The sequence below is a fragment of the Pseudomonas sp. FG35 genome (assembly GCF_057809295.1).
Genome location: NZ_JBMDJR010000017.1, coordinates 64632 through 84853 on the forward strand (window position 1 = coordinate 64632; position 20222 = coordinate 84853).

At 60.5% G+C, this 20222-nt stretch carries 18 protein-coding genes; all 18 read right to left on the reverse strand.

The features are described 5' to 3' along the window. Nucleotides 1-116 precede the first annotated feature (116 nt). A complete protein-coding gene (locus ACODTD_RS25460; RefSeq protein WP_489105342.1) occupies nt 117-1508 on the reverse strand; it encodes a sigma-54-dependent transcriptional regulator in 1392 nt (463 codons plus the stop codon). A 5-nt stretch (nt 1509-1513) separates the two neighbouring features. Continuing rightward, nucleotides 1514-2725: a sensor histidine kinase gene (locus tag ACODTD_RS25465; protein WP_011333046.1), complete on the reverse strand. Its 1212-nt coding sequence runs from the start codon at nt 2723-2725 to the stop codon at nt 1514-1516. Nucleotides 2726-2835: 110 nt separating this feature from the next. Beyond that, nucleotides 2836-4311 (reverse strand): sigma-54 dependent transcriptional regulator, encoded by a 1476-nt coding sequence (locus tag ACODTD_RS25470; protein WP_003222863.1) that lies wholly within the window; start codon nt 4309-4311, stop codon nt 2836-2838. A gap of 172 nt (nt 4312-4483) precedes the next feature. Continuing rightward, a complete protein-coding gene (gene fliT, locus ACODTD_RS25475; protein ID WP_011333045.1) occupies nt 4484-4780 on the reverse strand; it encodes a flagellar protein FliT in 297 nt (98 codons plus the stop codon). Nucleotides 4781-4790: 10 nt separating this feature from the next. Continuing rightward, nucleotides 4791-5189: a flagellar export chaperone FliS gene (gene fliS / locus ACODTD_RS25480; RefSeq protein ID WP_011333044.1), complete on the reverse strand. Its 399-nt coding sequence runs from the start codon at nt 5187-5189 to the stop codon at nt 4791-4793. 129 nt (nt 5190-5318) lie between these two features. After that, nucleotides 5319-6773, reverse strand: a complete 1455-nt coding sequence (fliD, locus tag ACODTD_RS25485) for a flagellar filament capping protein FliD (protein ID WP_011333043.1) — start codon at nt 6771-6773, stop codon at nt 5319-5321. An 80-nt stretch (nt 6774-6853) separates the two neighbouring features. Further along, nucleotides 6854-7213, reverse strand: coding sequence for a flagellar protein FlaG (locus tag ACODTD_RS25490; RefSeq protein WP_011333042.1), 360 nt, complete (start codon nt 7211-7213; stop codon nt 6854-6856). Between the two features lie 74 nt (nt 7214-7287). After that, a complete protein-coding gene (locus ACODTD_RS25495; RefSeq protein ID WP_011333041.1) occupies nt 7288-8139 on the reverse strand; it encodes a flagellin domain-containing protein in 852 nt (283 codons plus the stop codon). Nucleotides 8140-8382: 243 nt separating this feature from the next. Continuing rightward, nucleotides 8383-8649, reverse strand: a complete 267-nt coding sequence (locus ACODTD_RS25500; protein ID WP_489105343.1) for a DUF8042 domain-containing protein — start codon at nt 8647-8649, stop codon at nt 8383-8385. Then, nucleotides 8646-9938: a motility associated factor glycosyltransferase family protein gene (locus ACODTD_RS25505; RefSeq protein WP_489105344.1), complete on the reverse strand. Its 1293-nt coding sequence runs from the start codon at nt 9936-9938 to the stop codon at nt 8646-8648. Before ACODTD_RS25505 ends, ACODTD_RS25500 begins: the two co-directional genes overlap by 4 nt. Before the next feature lie 88 nt (nt 9939-10026). Then, nucleotides 10027-10953, reverse strand: coding sequence for a ketoacyl-ACP synthase III (locus tag ACODTD_RS25510; RefSeq protein ID WP_011333038.1), 927 nt, complete (start codon nt 10951-10953; stop codon nt 10027-10029). Between the two features lie 226 nt (nt 10954-11179). Beyond that, entirely contained in the window at nt 11180-12232 is a 1053-nt protein-coding gene (gene pseI / locus ACODTD_RS25515; protein ID WP_011333037.1) for a pseudaminic acid synthase, read from the reverse strand. Next, nucleotides 12229-13731, reverse strand: coding sequence for a UDP-2,4-diacetamido-2,4,6-trideoxy-beta-L-altropyranose hydrolase (gene pseG / locus ACODTD_RS25520; protein ID WP_489105345.1), 1503 nt, complete (start codon nt 13729-13731; stop codon nt 12229-12231). Before pseG ends, pseI begins: the two co-directional genes overlap by 4 nt. Next, nucleotides 13728-14423, reverse strand: coding sequence for a pseudaminic acid cytidylyltransferase (gene pseF, locus ACODTD_RS25525; RefSeq protein ID WP_011333035.1), 696 nt, complete (start codon nt 14421-14423; stop codon nt 13728-13730). The genes pseG and pseF overlap by 4 nt, the downstream gene beginning before the upstream one ends. Further along, nucleotides 14420-15040: a pseudaminic acid biosynthesis-associated methylase gene (locus ACODTD_RS25530; RefSeq protein WP_011333034.1), complete on the reverse strand. Its 621-nt coding sequence runs from the start codon at nt 15038-15040 to the stop codon at nt 14420-14422. The genes pseF and ACODTD_RS25530 overlap by 4 nt, the downstream gene beginning before the upstream one ends. 31 nt (nt 15041-15071) lie before the next feature. Beyond that, entirely contained in the window at nt 15072-16229 is a 1158-nt protein-coding gene (gene pseC / locus ACODTD_RS25535) for a UDP-4-amino-4,6-dideoxy-N-acetyl-beta-L-altrosamine transaminase (RefSeq protein ID WP_011333033.1), read from the reverse strand. Continuing rightward, complete coding sequence (pseB, locus tag ACODTD_RS25540) at nt 16226-17227, reverse strand: UDP-N-acetylglucosamine 4,6-dehydratase (inverting) (RefSeq protein ID WP_064594325.1); 1002 nt, start codon at nt 17225-17227, stop codon at nt 16226-16228. Before pseB ends, pseC begins: the two co-directional genes overlap by 4 nt. 29 nt (nt 17228-17256) lie before the next feature. Further along, complete coding sequence (locus tag ACODTD_RS25545) at nt 17257-20181, reverse strand: glycosyltransferase family 2 protein (protein ID WP_285354573.1); 2925 nt, start codon at nt 20179-20181, stop codon at nt 17257-17259. Between the last annotated feature and the right edge of the window lie 41 nt (nt 20182-20222).

Consider the following 20222-nt stretch of genomic DNA (forward strand, 5'->3'; position numbering starts at 1 on the left):
GGGCGCCCCGCAATTTTTTGACACTCACTCGGCGGGTACTCAGGTGTTAGCAACAACGGTGCCAGCTCATGGGCACCGCTTTCAGAAAAAGCCGTTTCAAACGTTTGCGCCACCCGTCAGGTGGCGAACAGGTAGCCTTCGACATCCATGCCCGCATCGCGCATTTGCGCCAGTTTGTACCGCAGGGTGCGCGGACTGATGCCGAGTTTTTCGGCGGCTTCCTTGCGTCGGCCGCGCTCGGTACGCAGGGTGTCGATGATCATCTGGAACTCCCGGCGACGCAGGTCATCGCCCAGTGCACCGGCCGAATCCGCGTCGATTTCGACCTCTCGAATGATCGACGCGGCGGGCACCACCGCCGGCAATGGAGCAAACAACGCAGGGCCGGAGAGACAGAAATCCTGCGGCTGGATCAAGCCGCCCTGCTGCAGAATCAAGGCCCGCTGAACCGCGTTATCCAGCTCGCGCACGTTGCCCGGCCACGGATAACTGATCAGGCACGCTTGCGCCTCGGGCGAGAACTTCGCCATCGCATGCTTCATTTTATTGACGTGTTTGGCCAACAGACGCTCGGCCAGCGGCAGGATATCGGCGGTGCGCTCGCGCAACGGACGCCAGGCCAGCGGAAATACCGACAGACGATAATAGAGGTCTTCACGGAATCGCCCCGCTGCTACTTCACCGGCCAGATCACGGTTGGTGGTGGCTACCACGCGAATATCGAGGGTGATCGGCTTGCGTGCGCCGACCCGCTCGACTTCCCGCTCCTGCAACACCCGCAGCAGCTTGGCTTGCAGGCCGAGGGGCATTTCGGAAATCTCATCGAGCAGAATGGTGCCGCCGTCCGCCTGTTCGAACTTGCCGGCCTGGGCCGCGATGGCGCCGGTGAACGAGCCTTTTTCGTGACCGAACAGGGTAGCTTCGAGCATGTTGTCGGGGATCGCCGCGCAGTTGATCGCAATGAACGGCTGACTGGCACGATGGGATTGCTGGTGAATGTAGCGCGCCAGCACTTCCTTGCCGGTGCCGGACTCGCCGGAAATCAGCACGGTGGAATCACTGCGTGCGACCCGCGCCGCCAGATCCAGCAATTGTGCGCTGGCGGGCTCGACCGCGACCGGGCCTTCGGCGTCGCTGGCGCCAAGACTGCCCAAGGCGTGACGCGCTACCAGATCCAGCAGAGCCTTGGGCTCGAACGGCTTGACCAGATAATCCGCCGCGCCCTGGCGCATGGCATCGACCGCGCGCTCGACCGCGCCATGGGCGGTCATCAGCAGCACCGGCAATTGCGGTTGCCGTGCGCGCAGCAGGCCGAGCAATTGATGGCCGTCCATGCCCGGCATATTGACGTCACTGACCACCAGACTGAACGCTTCGCGCTCGACCGCGCTCAGCGCCTCTTCGGCCGAACCCACCGCGTGATAGTCGTGACCGGCCAGCAGCAGCGTATCGGCCAGCGCTTCGCGCAACGAGCGGTCATCCTCGACCAGCAGAACCTTGATGCCCATGACCTTCACTCAGCTCCCTGTACAGCAGAAAACAACGGCAGGATGACCTGCGCGCACGTACCGCGCCCGACCCGCGAACGCAGCTGCAATTCTCCCTGATGCGCACGCGCCACGGCCTTGACCACGGTCAGGCCCAGGCCCGTCCCGGTAACTTTGGTGGTGAAAAACGGCTCGCCCAGCCGCGCCAGCACCGCCGCATCAATACCGCTGCCGCTGTCACTGACACACAAACGCAGGGTGTTGTCGCGGGTATAGCAATGCACCTTCAGACGCACCTCACCGGCACTCGCCTGAATGGCGTTTTCAATCAGATTGAGCAGCGCCCCGACCAGCGTGTCGCGATTGCACAGCAACTCGCCGGCATGGCTGTCGCACTGCCAGCGGATCGGCAGGTCCTGCACGTGGGTCAGCGCCGCGGCCTGCAGCGACTGCATCAAGGCATTCGGCGTGACACGGTCGGTCAGCGGCAGCTCACCGCGGGCGAACACCAGCATGTCGCGCACCTGATGCTCCAGTTCGTGCAGGCGCTCCTTGAGGCGCCCGGCAAAACGCTGCTGGGTGGCGACCGGCAGTTCCTGCTCGGTCAAATGACTGGCGTACAACAAGGCGGCGGACAATGGCGTGCGGATCTGATGCGCCAGCGACGCGACCATCCGCCCCAGGGACGACAGCCGCTCGTGGCGCGCCAGTTGATCCTGCAAGTGACGGGTTTCAGTCAGGTCGTTGAGCAGCACCAACTGCCCCGGCTCGGCATCCAGCGAGCGGGTGGCAATCGACAGGCGTCGACCGTTCTTCAAGGAAATTTCGTGACCGTCGTCCTCACGGGGCGCAAAGCAACGGGCGATGACATGGCGCCACAGCTCACCTTCCAGCGGCAGGCCGAGCAATTCGATGGCGGCAGGATTGGCCTCGCACACAATGCCGTGACCGTCGATGACGATGACGCCACCGGGCAACAGATCGAGGAGATTTTGCAGACGGTTGGCCAAGCGTTCTTTTTCCGCCAGTTCCTGCATGCGCTGGGCGCTGACCACGGCCAGCTCGCCCTTGAGCTCGGTGACCCGGGCTTCGAGCATGCTGTAGGAATCGGTCAACTGGCTGGACATCTGATTGAACAGTGCGAATGCCTGCTCAAGCCCCTGGCGGCTCGCCTGCTCTACGGACGGCAGTTGCCCCGAGGACTCGGGAACAGAAGACATCTGGGAGGCTTGGGGCATTGTGCTCTCTCGCTTGGCTGACCGTCAGTTAAACGGAACGTTGCGAGGGACTTAGCAATACCCGTGCCTAAAAAAAACCGCTTATAAATGAAGCGGTTGAAAAACAGGCGTCAATCATCCGCCTGTTCATCTCCTTCACGGCGGCTCATGCCGTACTTGCGCATCTTCTCCACCAGCGTGGTGCGGCGAATACGCAGGCGTTCGGCGGCACGGGCCACGATGCCGTTGGCGTCGTCCAGCGCCTGCTGGATCAGCCCCTGCTCCAGACCACCGAGGTAGTCCTTCAGGTCGAGACCTTCCGGCGGCAGCATGGCGTTGGCGGTGAAGTCCGGCGTATGGCCGTTGATCGCCACGCGCTCTTCCAGATCGCTGCGCAGGCTGTCGACCATTTGCTCGTCTTCGTCGTCGACGTAGCGGAATTTCTTCGGCAGCTCGACCACGCCGATCACCCCGTACGGATGCATGATCGCCATGCGCTCCACCAGGTTGGCCAGCTCGCGGACGTTGCCCGGCCAGCCGTGGCGGCACAGGGACATGATCGCGGCGGAGTTGAAGCGGATCGAACCGCGCTTTTCGTGCTCCATGCGCGAGATCAGCTCGTTCATCAGCAACGGAATGTCTTCGACGCGCTCACGCAGCGGCGCCATCTCGATCGGGAACACGTTCAGGCGATAGTAGAGGTCTTCGCGGAAGGTGCCGATCTCGATCATGCTTTCGAGATTCTTGTGGGTCGCGGCGATGATGCGCACGTCGACGCTCTGGGTCTTGTTGCTGCCCACACGCTCGAAGGTGCGCTCCTGCAGCACGCGCAGCAGCTTGACCTGCATCGGCAGCGGCATGTCGCCGATTTCGTCGAGGAACAGCGTACCGCCGTTGGCCAGCTCGAAGCGGCCGGCACGGCTGGTGATAGCGCCGGTAAAGGCGCCCTTCTCGTGGCCGAACAGTTCGCTTTCCAGCAACTCGGCCGGGATCGCCCCGCAGTTGACCGGTACGAATGGCGCGTCACGACGCTTGGAATGGTAATGCAGGTTGCGCGCAACCACTTCCTTGCCGGTCCCGGACTCGCCGAGGATCAGCACGCTGGCATCGGTGTCGGCCACTTGCTGCATCATCTGGCGCACGTGCTGGATCGCGCGACTGGTGCCGACGAGACTGCGGAAAAGGTTGGGTTCGCGATGACGGCCGCGTTCGCGGGCCTGGTCGTACATCTCGCGATAGACCTGGGCACGGTGCAGGGAGTCGAGCAGCTTGCTGTAGCTCGGCGGCATTTCGAGGGTCGAAAGCACCCGGCGGCGCTGGTCTTCGGGCAGGTCCACCGAAGAATTATCGCCCATCAGCAAAACCGGAAGGAACTCATCCCAGGTTGAGAGTGTCTTTAGCAAGCCCAAAAGCGCACCAGGAGCATTGACCGTCCCGATCAGTACGCAAATGACCTCACGACTAGACGACAAAGAGCCGACTGCCTGCTGCCAGTCATGGCTTCCGCAGGGTAAATTTTCTTCGCCAAGAAAATTTAAAATCACCGCCAGGTCGCGGCGGCGGACGCTATCGTCATCGATCAGCAGAATTTTGGTTTCACGCCACATGCAATAGCAACTTCCCTAGTCAACTCAATGCCCAAAATGAGGGGCAAGCGAGACGCTTGCAGGACACCTTGTGCCTGTAGACGCCTGAAATCTGAAAACAGCCACTAGTTAAGTCAAAAAACCGTGCACAGTCAAATTTATGGCGCACATGTCTGGATTAACTGAGGGTTAATTAACCAAACAGATGGTAAACCTTTGCCGCGTTCTGCGCTTGGGTGATCTGCGACATCTCGTCGACTATCGCCTGACGCTCACCCATCGCCACTTCAAGCAGCTGCTTGTAGACATGCAGCAACTCCTCAAGATTATCGCGCAGCGCCACTTCATCAAGCGAAGCCTCACTCAAGACATCTTCCATGCAGGAACGGCAATCGAGATCCAATTGACCGATGGCTTCCCAGTTGCGCTCGGCCAGGGCACCGACCAGCGCTACTCGGGTTTCTTCGATTCGCTGCAATACAAGACTCATGATGATCTCCTCAGAACTGCGGAGCAGGCGCAGGCGCGATTGCGTCCCAGCCTTCCTTGACCGTGCTCAGCAAGCCGGCGACCTCGTCAAGGATGCGTGGATCGCTGTCGATGTTCGCCTCGGCGAGACGCTTCATCATGTAGATATAAAGACCGTCCAGATCAGCCAGCGTATCGGCGGACTTTTCCAGATCCAGACCTTCACGCAAGCCGCTGACGATGCCGATGGCCTTGCTGATCGCCGTGCACTTGGCGGCAATGTCCTTGCGCTCGATGGCGCCCTTTGCCTGAGCGATACGGTCCAGACCACCTTCCATCAGCATTTGCACCAGACGGTGGGGACTCGCTTCGGACGTCTGGGCCTGAGCGCCGACTTTCTGGTATTGCCGAAGGGCCAACATCGGATTCATGTTCTACCTCATTTGCAACTATGACTCGTATGAGCAGTGTATCGCCTGCAAGCCAGAAAACTTTAGACCATAAGACAAAAACCCGGCACACGCTCAAAAGCGTAGCCGGGTTTTTGTCGCTCTTGCATGTTACTTCGCGGATTGCTGAGCGTTGAGCGAGGCAAAGAAGGACGTAATGTTGCTTGCCGTCGCTTTCATTTGCCCTACCAGCAAGTCCATGGCGTTGTACTTGGCAGTCAACGTCTTGGTCAGGTTGGCCACACGCAGATCCAGCGCCAGCTGCTGGGAAGTAATATTGCGGGTGTTGTTGTTCAGGATCGTCATGCGCTGGTCAAGCAGACCCGTGGTAGTCTTGCCGTCAGCCGATGGCTTGAGATACGGATCCACTGCCTTGCTCATGCGCGTCAGCAGACCGTTCTTGTCGTCAGTGCCGGTGAACATCTTCTGCACCTGACCAGTCATGCCCGGCGTGGCCATCGCCTTGTTGAACGCCGTCGTGTCGAGGGTCAGGTTACCGGTGAGCCGGTCGGTCATAACTCCCATTTGCGACAGGTATTTCAATGTATCGCCTGCGCCGCCCTCAGTCAGTTGAGCACGGATATCGGCAATCAGAGAACGCGGCAGGGAGTCACCAGTGAAGGCCGCCTGAACGGTCAGCTTGCCATCTTCGTCCGGCGTCGCCTTGGACAAGGTATCGATGGTGCTCTTCAAGGTGTTGAAGGCGTCGACGAAGGCCTGAACCGACGTCTGCAAGCCTTTGGTGTTGGTGTCGACAGTGACCGTGACTGGCGTACCCGGCGTGGCAGGGACCGTCAGCAGGTTCATCGTCAAACCGCTGATGGCTCCGGTTACCGTGTTGCTTTTGCTGCTCACCGAAAGACCGTCGATGGTCAGCTGCGCATCCTGTGCAAGACCATTGACGGAACCGGCAGCGCCAGGCGCCGGAGTCGCACCCAACTGCTGGGTACCATCAATTTCCAGGCCGGCAATGCCACTGACACTCAGGTCAGTACCCGCACCCGTTTTGCTGGAGCTGATCACCAGGCGCGAAGCACCCGTGCTGTCAGTCACGATGTTGGCAGAAATACCATTGACGCCCTGAGCCGTGTTGATTGCGTCACGAGTGCTCTGCAAGGTCGCGTTGGCTGGAATCGTGACATTGTAATCAGTGCCATTCTGACTGATTTTCAGGGTACCACTCGGAATGGCACTGGCCGCACCGCCGGCGAAGGATGCACTGGCTACTTTCGAGCCGGTGGCCAGCTTAGTCACAACAACGCTGTAAGTACCGGAAACTGCGGTGTTATCCGAAGTCACACCCAAAACTGCGGGCGTACCCGAAGTCGCGGTATAACCGGCAAACGCAGGACTGGTCTTGCTGCCCAGATTGGTCATCGTCGTCTGAAATGCGGTCAGCGCACTCTTCAACGTGCCAATGCCGGAAATCTTCAGCGTATTGGTTTTTGTCGCGTTATCGATCTGCGTCTGTTTCGGCGACTTGTCGGCGTTGACCAGCGCAGTAACGATTGCACCGATGTCCAGGCCGGAACCCAGGCCCGAACCCGGTAAAATTGGACTTGCCATGTGCATCTCCCTAGGGTTGTTGCCAGTCTTTTGACCAATATCTGCGTCTAAAGAACTTCAAACACTATTCATGCCAGCTATCAGACTTTGGCGTCGAACAACACGTGACTCGCATTGGCGAGGCTGTCTGCCAGCTTCAGGGCTTCTGCGGAGGGAATCTGTCGAACGACTTCACCCGTCTCGCTAGCGATCACCTTGACGATGACTTTTCCGGAATGCTCGTCGATCGAGAATTCCAGGTTGCGCTTGATCGACTGGACGAACTTCTCGATCTCCTGCACCGCCAGCTTCAATTTCGCCTCATCCGTGTCCTGCTTCTTGTCAGCAACCGGAGCGACGGTATTTCTGGGAGCCTCAGGCGTCTCTGACGGCTTATCAACAACCGGAGCTGTTGGCTTGGGAGCCGGATAAGACACGTTAAGCTTTACGCTCATGTCCATGCCCATCACCTCCTAACATGAAAAAAGCGAGAGAGCACGCCAAGCGCACTCCCCCGCCAAAACTCATTCCGAAATTACTGAAGCAGCTTCAGTACAGCGGAAGGCAGTTGGTTGGCTTGAGCCAGAACAGAGGTCGAAGCCTGTTGCAGGGTTTGCTGCTTGGTCAGGTTAGCAGTCTCTGCGGCGAAGTCGGTATCTTGTACGCGACCTTGTGCAGCAGTGGTGTTCTCGGTGATGTTCTGCAGGTTGGAGATGGTGCTGGTCAGACGGTTTTGCGAAGCACCCAGAGCAGCGCGGGTGGCGTTGATGTTCGCAATTGCAGCGTCGATCGCGGTGATCGCGTTGTCGATGTTCGAAGCGGCGGCTGCGGAAGTAGCACCGGTCAGAACAACAGTACCGCTACCTACCGACAGGCTTGCAGCGTCGAACTTGCCGCTCAGTACCAGGTCGATGTGGTTGGCGGAGCCAGTGTTGGCGCCAACTTGCAGAGTTACAGTACCAGCCGAACCGTCCAGCAGGTTTTTGCCGTTCAGGTTGGTAGCAGCCGAGATACGGGTGATTTCGTCAGACATCTGAGCGAATTCAGCGTTGGTTGCGGTCTGGTCAGCAGTGCCGTTGGTACCGTTACGAGCTTTAACAGCCAGTTCACGCATACGCTGCAGGATGTCGGTCGAAGCTTGCAGAGCGCCTTCAGCGGTCTGAGCAACGGAGATACCGTCGTTGGCGTTCTGGATCGCCTGAGTGTTACCACGGATCTGCGAGGACATACGGGTAGCGATCTGCAGGCCGGCGGCGTCGTCTTTAGCGCTGTTGATTTTCAGGCCGGAAGACAGGCGCTGCATCGAAGTCGACAGAGCGTCGGAAGCGCGGTTCAGGTTTTTCTGAACGTTCAACGACGTGGTGTTGGTGTTTACTGTTAAAGCCATGACGAATTCCTCGTTGGTTGGGTACTGCGGCTTCCGGCCCTGGCAACCGCCGGGTATGGCCTAGAGAACCTTCGTAATAGTTATCGTCGGGTTTGCAGGTTGCTTGAGGGCTTTTTTGAAAAAATTTGCCATCACCCTGCCACCCCCTAGAAAACAAAGACTTAGCAGCACTTTACTTTCGAAAAAATGGCGTCATAAAACCGTCCGCGGCGCAAACCTGCGAGCCAGCGCCTTCAGCCCTCTTCAGGCAGATGGCTCTTCCAGCAATTGAATCAACTCGTACTCCATGAAATCGGCAAGTCCCAGCCAGTCCTGACGCTCCTGGCACTCGAGCATTTGCGTGAGCAATTGCGCCCAGACTTGCTGCGTCTGCGCGCCGGCCGACAGCAATGACTGCTGCGCGCCCTCGAACACATCGACCATGGTCAAAGCGGCCTCGACATCACGACCCAAGCGAAAAAGCCCGGCGCACTGGCGGCATTCGTCTATACAGCCTTGCAGCGCAGTCATTGCACAAACTCCTGATTGAACGCTGTACCGGCAATCTGCGCCCCCGCGCGACTACTGTTGAAAAACGCCACCTGCGGCTGACTGGCGATGTATCGCTCGAGCACGCACAGATAACCGCGAAAATTGAGTTGGGTACTGACGCGCTCGCCATACCCGTCACGCACCCAGTGCCGCGCCTGATTCACCGACGGCCCCAGGTCACCATCACTCCAGCCGGCATGGGTCTTGTTCATCGGGAAGGCAAAATCGGCGCCGAACAGGGTGATGCGTGCAGCGCCCATCTTCACTGCCAGATCCACGGCCGGGTGAATCACGCTGCCGCCCACATGCAACAGCGCCCTCGGGTACTGCTCACGCAATGCCGCATAGACCGGACTGGCCGAGTAAGCGCCATAACGCTTGCCCTTCCAGGCCCTCAGCACTTCGGGGTCACTCATGGGCAGATACACCAGCGGGATGCCGTCGGAGTCCTCGAAAGGCAAATGCCGGAAGCTGATGCGCTGATCGATGCTCACCACATAGTCGGGCACGATCCCGTGCTCGCGCAGCGGCCGGTACGCGGTATCGACACAAATGTACAACGGACGATCGGCCCGCTCGCGGATCACCGCCAGACGTTCGAAATGCTGCTCCAGTGTCGGCCCCGTGCCAATCACGAAAATCTCCCGACCGGCACAGGTGCCGAACAGCGTCGCCACATCATCGTCAGCCAGCAATACCGGCAAGCAGTCCTGCAGACGCTGTTGAATGAACGGTGACTGCGGATCGAACTCGCGGTTGTTGAAGCTCAGGTGCACTTCGCTGACCAGCCGATCGCGAATCTTTGCGTTGAAGTCATCGGCCAGCAGCATCTCGGCAGGCAATGCAAAAAACGGCGTGCAGATGTCGGGCAGGTCGCCGGCGTAGAGCAATTCAACTCGCGGATCCTGCAGCCACTGACGCTGATCGATCAATTGCAGCACCAGGGCGAACACCGCGCCATTGAGGATGTGTACGTAAAGTCGCTCAAGCCCGGTGCGCTCCAGCAACACCGCGGGCAAATCCCCGAGGCCGGTGCCGTAGACATGCAGTTGCGGCTTGTCCGCCGGCAGGCTGGCGGCCTGAATCTGCGCCTCGCGGACACGGTCATGCCGGCTGGTGAGCTGAATGCCGCCAATGCTCAGCGTCGAGCCCAGCCCTTGCGTCAGCTCAGCCTCGATCGCCGAACCGTCTTCGTTCAGCAATCTCGCGAACAGCGCCGGCCAGCGTCGTTCGATGACTTCAGCATTGGCCTGGAAAAACTCACTCATGACGCCTCGCGCTCCCTTCAGGCAAAAAAAAATAGCGTTCAAGGTTAACCCTTGAACGCTATTTTTGTATCCGTCGTTCTTAGCGGATTCAAGGACGATAAATAATCGCCGAACCCCATGACAAACCGACACCGAAACCACTGATTGCAATGCGATTCCAGTCGGAATCCATCACGTGTTTTTCCAGCAGCAGCGGCACACTGGACGACACGGTGTTGCCGGTCTCGACCATGTCCTTGATGAACTTCTCCGGCTCGCCTTCGAAGCGCCGCGCCACGGCGTCGACAATCGCCGCACTGCCCTGGTGAATGCAGAAGGCATCGATGTCATCGGCCTTGAGACCGGAATCGTCGAGCAGTTCGTGCAGGTGGGCCGGCACCTTGAGCAGCGCGAAGTTGAACACCTGACGGCCGTTCATGAAGAACACGCCATCGGTGACTTTCAGGTGCGGTGCGCCGGAACCGTCGGTGCCGAACTTGGCCTTGCCCAGCGCCCAGACCGGGTCTTCGCCCATCCAGGTGGCGGTAGCAGCGTCGCCAAACAGCATGGTGGTGTTGCGGTCTTCCGGGTCAACGATCTTCGAATACGGGTCAGCGGTGATCAGCAGGCCGTTCTTGAGGCCGGCAGCTTCCATGAAGCCTTTGATCGCATAGATGCCGTAGACGTAACCGGAGCAACCCAGGGAAATGTCGAACGCGGCCACGTTGGTTGGCAGACCAAGCTTGTCCTGAACGATGGCTGCGGTGTGCGGCAGGCCTTCTTCGTCACCGTTCTGGGTGACGACGATCAGTGCGTCGATGGACTCGCGTTTCAGATCCGGATTGCTGGCAAACAACGCATTGGCCGCTTCAACGCACAGATCGGAGGTCTCCTGTTCCGCGTCTTTGCGCGGCAGGAAGGCCGAACCGATCTTGCCAAGGATGAACTCTTCATCCTTCTCGAATTTCGCACCTTGTGCGTAGTTATCCACGCCGGCTACAGGAACGTAGCTCGCAATGCTTTTTATGCCAATCATTACGGCTTCCCAATAATAAACTGCCCAATACCACCGCTCGCAAGGATTCGAGGGGCGCCGACAAACAGAAAACGGCCGCCACAACGGGCAGCCACGGGGAGCGCAAAGGGCTATCACTGGGCCGAAAACGGGCCAGGCGCCATCTCCCCCGGTCATTACAATACAGTGAAGATGCGCGTTATGACTCGCAGGTCACGCTATTTTGCCGAATCGGTGGCAGATTGGGTCATTCGACCAATGACCAGTCCAGCGGTGTACCACGCTTGATCGGCTGGCGCGCACGGCGCCCGAGGACCGCATCGGTGTGCTTGGGCGGCAGACCGAGACCGGGACGAATGGCGCGCAGATTGGCCGCCGTGAAGGGTTCGCCGGCCGCCATATCGGTCGTGACGTACAGCGACCGACGGTAAACCAGCGACTTCTGCTCAGCCTCGGTCACCCCGTAATGCACCTGGCCCATGGCCTGCCAGGCACGTTCGGTCTCGACCACCAGGCTGGCCAGTTCCGCCGGCTCCAGCGAGAAACTGGCGTCCACCCCTCCGGCTGAACGGTCGAGGGTGAAGTGTTTTTCCACCACGGTCGCGCCGAGTGCCACCGCCGCCACCGACACGCCTACACCCATCGAGTGATCGGACAGCCCGACCTCACAGCCAAACAGCTCACGCAGATGCGGAATCGTGCGCACGTGGCTGTTGAGCGGCGTCGCCGGGTAGGTGCTGGTGCATTTGAGCAGCACCAGATCCTTGCAACCTGCCTCACGGGCAGCGCGCACGGTTTCATCGAGTTCGGCGATGCTGGCCATGCCGGTGGAAATGATCAGCGGTTTGCCGGTCGCCGCGACACGGCGAATCAACGGCAGATCGGTATTTTCGAAACTGGCGATCTTGTAGGCCGGCACATCGAGGCTTTCGAGAAAGTCCACGGCGCTGTCATCGAACGGCGTGGAAAACGCGAGCATGCCCAATTCTCTGGCCCGGGCGAAGATCGGCGCATGCCATTCCCAGGGTGTGTGGGCCTTTTCATACAGGTCGTAGAGCGAGGTGCCCGCCCAGAGACTGTTCGGATCCTTGATGAAGAACTCGCCTTGCGCCAGATCCAGAGTCATGGTTTCGGCGGTGTAGGTTTGCAGCTTCAGGGCGTGCGCACCGGCCTTTGCTGCCGCTTCGACAATCTGCAGGGCTACGTCCAGCGACTGGTTATGGTTGCCGCTCATTTCCGCGATGATGAACGGCGGCGCATCGGCACCGATCTGACGGTTGCCGATCTTGAAACTGCTCATTGACGGGATTCCTTCAATACCTTGGTGAACGCACAGGCACTCTGGGTGAACCCGGCGTCACGAAAAACATTCATCGAGGGCCGATTGGCCGGCAACACCTGAGCGGTGATGGCGGTCATTTGCGGCCAGTGCGCAGCCACAAAGGCTTCACCCTGCGCCAGCAGCGCCCGGCCCCAGCCGAGGCCGAATCGCCCCTCAAGCAGATACAGCGAAACCTCCGCCTCAAAGCCGCGCAGATCGTAGCGCAGGACGCCGACCGGGCCGTCATCCGCCTCGGCCACCAGCAGCAACCGCTGAGGATTGCGCAGGCTCGCGCCCAGCCAGTTCACATGTTGCGTCCAGTCAATCGCCCCGCTGTCCAGCGACCAGCGGCGCACCACCTCGGCATTGCGCCCGTCGAACAGCAACTGCGCATCCTCCGGCGTCGCCTGGCGCAATTTGAGCACCGCGCCGGCCAGTGCCGCCGCTACCCGCAGCGCACCGTGTCCGTCGACCAGTTGCCGCGAACGTTCGGCCAGGCTCTGGCGCAGATAAAAGTTGCCTACGACAAAGCCGATGGCATCGCGCAGTTGCTCGACGCTGACCTGCTCCCGCGCGCCCATGAACACATGCGCCCCGGCCGCCGCCATCACCTCGCCGTTGGCCTGCTGGTTGTTCGACACCGCAATGCAGATCGTCGGCAGGCCCAGGGCCGCGCGTTCCCAACTGGTGCCACCGCCGGCGCCGATAAACAGGTCGGCCTCGGTCATGCGCCGATGAAAATCACTGACGAAACTGTGCAGGCGCCAGTGCGGCCGCGTTTCGGCCAGCGCCTGCATCTCTGCCCAGGCCGGGTTGTCGGCGCCGGCGACAAAATCCACTTCAAGCGCCGAAAAATCCGCCAGCGCCAGCATCGCGTGATGAGTCTGGCGTGCCGCATCGAAGCCGCCGAAATTCACCAGCACCTGGCGCGCCACCGGTTTGATCTCGATGGCCGGGCCACTGAACTCTTCACGCAACATGGCAAAGCGCGGACCGAGCAGCGTTCGGCAACCGGCCGGCAGCAGCGGCTGATAGTTTTCGCTGAGCCCGGAGAGGTTCTGATTGAGCAGCAGATCCACGCTGTAGCGCCGGGTCGCCAGATCATCGACGGCGGCAATCCGTGGCGCAAAGCGACGGGCAGCGGTCTGCCAGTGATGATCGAGGCCATAGTGGTCGGCGATGATCCAGTCAAATCCGGGCTGCCTTTCCAGTTGCGCCGCCAGTGCATCGATATCCGCCTGCCACGGCAGCATCGATTCGATGGCTTGCTCCGGGTCTTCACCGGCATAGCGATCCGGCAACGCGAAGGTCTCGAAGCCTTCGCTCTGCAACGCATCAAGCCGATGCCCCGGCAAACGACGGCAGGCAAACGCGACATGACTGCCTTGCGTGCGCAATACCCGCGCCAGCGTCAGGCACCGGGCGATGTGGCCGCTGCCGATGGTCGGCGAGGCGTCGGCGCGGATCAGCACTCTCATTGCAGTTCTCCGCCCGCCTTGAGTGCCGCGTAAAGGTACTCGGCACGCTTCCAGTCTTCGACGGTATCGATGTCCTGCACCAGATACCGGGGCAGGATCACCGGCAGACTTGCCGGCGAATACAGCACCTCGCCACCCAGCCAGGCCTGACTACGGCCCCAATAGAACTGGCCGGCATCCTGAAAGGCAGCCGGCAGATCCTGCGAACGGGTATTGCGAAATTCGGGGTACAACGCCGTCAGGCCGCCCTGCCCGTCGAGGGTCAAGGCGCGCTGCACAGGAAAGCCGAAATCGGTGACCGAAAAAGCAAAGGACTTGTCCGGATGCTGCGCCAGCAATTCAAAGCCCTGACGCAGAAAGCGCGCCTGCAACAGCGGCGCCGTGGCGTACACACAGCAGGCGTATTCGAAGGCCGGCAGTTGCTGCAAGGCATGCACGATCACCGCCGCAGTGCCGGTGAAATCATCGGCCAGCTCCGCCGGACGCATGAACGGCACGTGGGCACCGTTGGCCCGCGCCACGTCGGCGATCTCTGCGTCGTCGGTGCTGACCACCACTTGCTCGAACAACCCAGAATCGAGGGCCGTGCGAATCGAACGGACAATCATCGGCACACCGTCGAACGGCTTGAGATTCTTGCGCGGGATGCGTTTGCTGCCCCCGCGGGCCGGGATGATTGCGACGTTGTTCAAGGACGTTTTTCCAAAAGGAACCAGGTGATGTCGTCCACCGGAAACTGCGGATCGCGGTGATAACCGAAGCCGTAATCCAGCAGTTGCAGATCAGGATAACGATCAAGCATTTCACCGGCGAAATCACGCTTGAACAGCTTGCCGCTGTTGCCGCGATAGGACACTTCCACCGGCGACGGATTGTAGTACTCGGCGATCAGGATGTAGCGCGAACTCAACGCATACAACTGCGCATACGCCGTCGCCAGTAGTTCCGGCGCCAGATGGATCAGCACGCCTTTGCTCAGGGTCAGGTCGTATTGGCGTTCACGGGGAAAGTCGAACAGCGAACCGTGCCAGATGTTCGCAATCTCCAGCGCACGCGCCTGGGCACAGGCACTGGCATTGATTTCGACCCCGAACAGCTCGCAGCGGGGCAACAACTGACGCAGCGCCTGCAAGTTGTTGCCGGCGTTGGTGCCCAGCTCCAGCAGGCTGTCGATCCGCCCGGCCCGGGTCAGCGCCTTGGCGAACAACGCCAGATTGGCCGCCACCAGTGGCTGGCCGACGTTGCGGTCAACGTACTGGTTGCCGAATTCGCCCTGCCAGAATTGTTCCTGCTCGCTGAGATCACGCATTACCGTTTTCCATCCACCGCCGTGGCGGCAATCATTCAGTCAACCGACGCAATTGCTCAACCACATAATCCTGCTGCTGATCGCTCAGCAACGGAAACAGCGGCAGGCTGATCGCTTCGGCGTAATAACGCTCCGCTTCGGGGAAGTCACCCTCGGAGAAACCCAGGTCACGATAGTACGGCTGCAAATGCACCGGAATGTAGTGCAGGTTCACGCCGACGCCGGCGGCGCGCAAGCCTTCGAACACCTGACGGTGGCTGAGGCTGATGCGTTCGGTCTGCAAACGCACCACATAAAGATGCCAGGCCGATTCGGCGTCCGGCTGGAGGCTCGGCACAGTCACCGGCAAGTACGCCAGCAAGCGGTCGTAACGCGCGGCCAGCTCCCGGCGACGGGCGATGAACTCGTCCAGTTTGCCCAACTGCGACAGGCCCAGCGCGGCTTGCAGATCGGTGATCCGGTAATTGAAACCCAGTTCGACCTGCTGGTAGTACCACGGGCCGTGGCTGGGTTCGGTCATCTGCTGCGGATCGCGGGTCATGCCGTGGCTGCGCAGGCGTTGCAGGCGCTCGGCCAGTTCCGGGCGATTGGTCAGCACCATGCCGCCTTCAGCGCTGGTGATGATCTTCACCGGATGAAAGCTGAACACGGTCATCGCGGCAAATTCACCGCAACCCACCGGGCGCCCGGCGTAACTGGCGCCGACCGCGTGGGAGGCGTCTTCGATGACCGTGAAGTTATAGCGCTCGGCCAGTTCGGCAATCCGCCGCATGTCGCAGCTCTGCCCGGAGAACGCCACTGCCACCAGCACTTTGGGCAGCGTACCGTCGCGTTCGGCAGCATCGAGTTTGCTTGCCAGAACTTCGGCATCGAGGTTCCAGGTCAGCGGATCGATGTCCACGAAATCAACGTCGGCACCGCAATAACGGCCGCAGTTGGCCGACGCGAGAAAGGTGTTCGGCGTGGTCCACAAGCGGTCGCCCGTTCCCAGCCCCGCCGCGAGACAGGCAATGTGCAGCGCCGCCGTGGCGTTGCACACTGCCACGGCGAAATCGGCCTGACAACGCTCGGCCATCGCCTGCTCGAAGCGTTCGATGGTCGGGCCCTGGGTCAACCAGTCGGACTGCAACACCTCGACCACCGCGTCGATGTCCGTCTGGTCGAGGCTTTGCCGGCCGTAGGGGATCATACCGACAGCTTCGCGTGCAGGTCGGCGATCTGCCCCACCGAGAGGAAGTGCGGGTTGGTGTCGGAGCGGTACTCGAAATCTTCACCGACCGGCACGCCACGCTCGCCGAGTTTGTCCTCGGCAAAATCCACGTCGACGCTGGTGAAACGAATCGACGGCTGGATCGTGTAGTGATCGGCAAACTCCAGGGTCATCCGTGCATCGTCCAGCGGCACCATCAGTTCATGCAGCTTCTCGCCCGGACGGATGCCGACGTTCTTGTGCGGCAGGTGCTCGGCCATGCCACGCGCGAGATCGACCACACGAATCGACGGGATCTTCGGCACGAACACTTCACCGCCGTGCATCCGCGCAAAGCTGTCGAGCACGAATTGCACGCCGTGATCGAGGGTGATCCAGAAGCGGGTCATGCGCTCGTCGGTGATCGGCAGTTCTGTCGCGCCGTCGGCGATGAGCTTGCTGAAGAACGGCACCACTGACCCGCGCGAGCCCGCCACGTTGCCGTAGCGCACCACGGCAAAACGCGTCTGCTGTTCACCGGCAATGTTGTTGGCCGCGACGAACAGCTTGTCCGACAGCAACTTGGTGGCGCCGTACAGGTTGATCGGGCTCGCGGCCTTGTCGGTGGACAGCGCGACGACTTTCTTCACGCCGTTGTCGATGGCGGCGGCGATGATGTTCTCCGCGCCGTTGACGTTGGTGCGGATGCATTCGGTCGGGTTGTATTCCGCCGCCGGCACCTGCTTCAACGCCGCGGCATGCACCACGTAATCGATGCCGCGCATGGCCTGGCGCAGACGATCGGCATCGCGTACGTCACCGAGGAAGTAACGCATGCACGGCGCGTTGAACGTCTGCTGCATTTCGTATTGCTTGAGCTCATCCCGGGAAAACACCACCACGCGCTTGGGCTGGTATTGCTCCAGCAGGCGCGCGATGAACTTGCGCCCGAACGAGCCGGTGCCACCGGAGATGAAAATCGATTTACCGTTGAACATGTCTTGAATCCTGTTCCCTGTGCGAAGGCTTAGGCGAGCAACTGCGCCCAGTCCAGCGAAGCACTTTCGTTGAGAACAAAACCTTTGCCGCTCAGGCTCAGGTTCGGGTTATACGCCGTGTCCCGGGCAAAAGCGCCGGACCATTTTTCACGCAGCGCTTGCAGTGCCTGTGGCGCCTGCGGCACCTCGCCCGAATGGATGACCTGAACCAGCGGCGTCCAGACGGTGAGGAAACCGGCTTCACCCGCCTTCAGGCACAGATCGACATCGCTGAAGCCGTCAGCAAATTGCGCGTCATCCAGACCATCCAGCGCATTGAACAGTGCTTTGCCAATCATCAGGCAGATGCCCGACACCGCCGAGTAGTTCTGATCCACGGCCAGACGCTGCATGTAGCCCTCGGCGTCATGTTTCTCACCGATGAAGGCAGAACCGACACCATCGTTCAGCCCCAGAATCAGACCGGCCTGAGCGATCTTGCCATCGCGGTCCACCAGTTTCGCACCGACCACGCCGACTTCCGGACGCTGGGCATGGTTGAGCAGCGACTCGATCCAGTTCGGATTGACCACTTCACCGTCGGCGGCCATCAGCACCAGGTATTCACCCTGCGCCTGCTGGCTGGCGGCGTTGCTCAGCGCCACGGCACCGAGTGGCTGATCGGCACGCAAGACCTGCACCTTGGCGTGCTGCAGTGTGCCCAGCCAGTCATTGACCGCGGCGGACAGATTGGGACCTGCGGCGATCAACACCTCATAGCGGGTGTAGCGGGTTCGCAGCAGTACGCCTTCGATGCAACGCTGCAGCGCAGGAAGATCATCGATTGCCGGCACGATGACCGACACCAATGGCTGTTCGCCGTGACGGTAGTCGACCTGATAAGTGCCCGGTTTCGACGAGGTGATTTTCGCCTTGTAACCACGATTGCCCAGGTGACGCAGCAGCGCCTGACGCTCATCGGCGTTTTCTTCCAGCACCGAAGCACCGGCAATCAACAGCGGTTCGTCAAGGTGAGCCAGGCCATCCAGACCACCTTGCTCAATGATGCGCAGCAGCAGATCGAATTCCAGCGCCTTGCTGAAGTCGGCCTGATAACCACCGGCCTCGATCAACACTTCACGACGGATCAACCAGTGCCGTGCCATCAGTGCCGGCAGGCTTTGCAACAGATCGAGGTTGAAGCCCGGACGGAAGACATCCACCAGTGCGCCATCGGCGGTGCGCTGGATTTCGTCGGTGGCCACCGCGCGGCACCCGTCGGCAGACGCCAGCTCCAGACCGGCGCGCAACAGACCGCCGGCGGTGAACTCGTCGCCCGCTTCGGCCAGCAACAGCCAGTCGCACGGCGACTGATTGACGCTCAGGTTCAGCTTGTCGACAAAATTGCTCGGCGAGACCCGGACAAAGTGCAAAGTGTTTTGCGCAGTGGTCGCGGCCGGCGGCTCACCCGTGGTGAACACCACCACCTTGAAGGCCTTGCTGTGACCTTCGAGCAGGCTGTCCAGGGTGATCTGCAACTTGTCGATGTCGTTGTCCAGATCGAGCAGGAAGATGCCGAACTGCGGACCGCCATCGTGGGCTGCCAGGTGACCGGCGATAGCCTCGAGCTGTCCGGCATCCGGTTGACGCGCCGCGAGCCATTCAAGCAGGCGACCGGTCCTCATCTTGCCGAATGCCTGATCGTTGCCTTTGAGGGAGGTCGCTTGCAGACGCGCGATCCAGTCGCGCAGTTTTTGCGCGTCTTCTTCCTCACCCATCGATTGCAACTGGTCAATCAGACGCGTGATGACCTGGCGGTTGAACACGTTGCTGTCGTGGGCCTGCCACAAACGGTCGACCACACTTTCCGGGGTGTCGTTGTTGCGGGCCAGCATCAGGTTCTGCTGGCGCGCCCAGATGCCTTCCAGGCCTTGCAACTGCAGGCGCCCTGCCGGCATCGAGTGCAGCAGGAATTCGAACTGGGTCAATTGATCGAAGAACGCCTGATTGTAGAACGGCATCTCGACGTACTGTTTCGGGCCGAAACGGCGCTGTGGGCCCGCCTCGATATCGGTCCAGGCCGACTCGAATACCAGCTCGGCAGTCAACGCGCGACCGGCGCGCAGGCTGTCGGCCAGTGCTTCGAAGCTATCCAGCACGAACTGTTTGCCCTGCTCCGGATCCTGATGCTTGACCTGGGTCGGCAACCCGGCAAGGAAACCGGCAAAGGCTTCGCGTTCGGCGACGTGCCTGGCGTCGGTGTAGGCCAGCGAGTGATAAATCTCGGTGTTGTGGTCGGAGTGCTGATAGTTGAGCTCACGCACCACGTACGGGATCGGCAGAATCCGCGCCTTGCCCCGCGCCAGCATGTAGTAGGTGTGACCGACTTCCTGCCACTGGAAGATCGTGTCTTGCGGCATGGCCGCATACCAGTCGCGCAGAATCTCCGTACGTTGCACGGCATAGAACGGCGGCAGGTACTGATACATGTAGTCGATCAGGCGATCCTGGGCGAGATCGGCCGAGTAGTCCTCGCAGACCTTCTTGTCGCGACGGTAGTAGCTGACGCTGTTGGCCAGCGACAGGTACATCATGCTGTAGCCATGGCACAGGCTGTAATCGGGGTTGGCATTCATGAAGGCGACGGCTTCATGCAAGGCATCGTGCACGAGGAAGTCGTCGTCCGCCGCAAACACCATGTACGGCGTCTGCAATTGCTCGACACCGTAGGCCAGCTTGGCGCGGATGCCCCAGTAGCCGTACTGCGGCAAGTGCTGGTAGTCGACGTTGGCAAACTGCCCGAGCATGTCCGGTTGTGCCTCGGCCGAAGAATCCAGCACCAGGATCCTGCACGGCAGGGTGCTGTAGAAACGCACGGCCCTGCGCAGAAACGCCGGGCGTTCGTGAGATATCAGCACAACGGTCAACTGTTCGTTGAGTGCCAAACCGTGTCCAGAACTGTTCTTGCCTTGCATAAATTCCCCACAAGCGACGAGTCGCCGAAAACTCAACGTTG